Below are 1,313 nucleotides of genomic sequence, written 5' to 3'. Positions count from 1 at the left end.
ACAGTTGACAGCAAGCAAGAAGGTTTCGAAAACTATGCTAAGAATGGTAACGATGTAGTTAGCAAAGCATGGGAATCACAAAAACTTGCAGCTATCGGTTCAGTAGGTAAAGGAGACATTTATTCTCCATGGAGAATCCGTGTCAATACAGGAAGACAAGACTATGGTAAAAACCTAGTGTTGAATGACTTCCTTCCAAATACAGCTGAGTTTGCTCCTATCCAGTATATCCCAGAATCATTGGTCGTTTATTCTTCTGCAACATTGTACGATGGCACTTCTCAAGTTCCTGATGATGCTAAGAAGATGGTGGAAGGTACTGACTATACTGTAGCTTGGAATGAGAACTATACTCAGTTCAAAATCATCTTTGCAGATGGATCTAAATCGTATTGGGTAGAATACCACACAACAACACCAGGTGATGGAAGAAAAATTCAAAACGTTATCCAGTTGACTACAGCAGATGGAACTGCACTTCCTTTCCGTAGTAATCGTACTAATTTAGATTTCTCAGATGAACGTGTATCTCTTGTAAAAGGACAAATCGAAGCTTCTACAGCCTTCAAGATTAAGATCAACAAGACAAATGCCTTCACATTGGCTCCAGTTGCAGGTGCGGTTTACACAGTTAAGTCAGAAGATGGAACTATCTCTACAGAATTGACTACAAATGAAAAAGGTGTGGCAATTTCTGATGAGTTTGATCAAAAACATGTCGGTAAGACATTCATCATCAAAGAGAAAACAGCTCCTGCTGGATATACTCTTGATGAAAAAGAATACAAGGTAACTCTTGGAGCTGAAGGTTCTAAGATTAACCTTCAAGACGAACCAATCGCAGTAGATTTCTCAATTACTGCTAAGAAAGTAATTGCTGGAAATCGTCCAGTAGCCTTGAAAGATGGTGAGTTCAAGTTTGATTTGTACAATGCAAACAACTTGACTACTCCAATTGCTTCAACAACAAACAAAGCAGATGGAAGCATCACATTTGGAGGTTTGAAAGCTAAAGGTCCTGGTACCTATAACTATGTCATCAAAGAAAATACTGAAACAAAAGTTCCAGGTATCACATTTGATGAAAACTCATACGAAGTAACAGTCGTTGTTAAAGCTGAAGGTGGAACACTTAAAGCTGAGGTTACAACTAAAGCTCCAACTTTAACAAACACATATGAGCCATCACCAGCTCGTGCTACATTCAAAGCAACTAAAGAATTAGTTGGTAAAGAACTTGCTAACGAACAATTTGAGTTTGAATTGAGCGAAGGTGGAAACGTCATTGCAACGTCTTCAAATGGTAAGACAGT

General features: G+C 38.5%; 1 protein-coding gene. It reads left to right on the top strand.

Features of this window, described 5'->3' with window-relative positions; all coding sequences use genetic code 11:
• Nucleotides 1-1,313: Spy0128 family protein (locus tag NGI26_RS09180; protein ID WP_251938911.1), on the top strand; the 1,313-nt coding region annotated here is incomplete at both ends.

The organism is Streptococcus sp. Marseille-Q0941 (assembly GCF_943736975.1).
Classification (GTDB): domain Bacteria; phylum Bacillota; class Bacilli; order Lactobacillales; family Streptococcaceae; genus Streptococcus.
The sequence above is the reverse complement of the archived record's forward strand: the minus strand, read 5'-3'. Positions and strand labels throughout refer to the sequence as shown.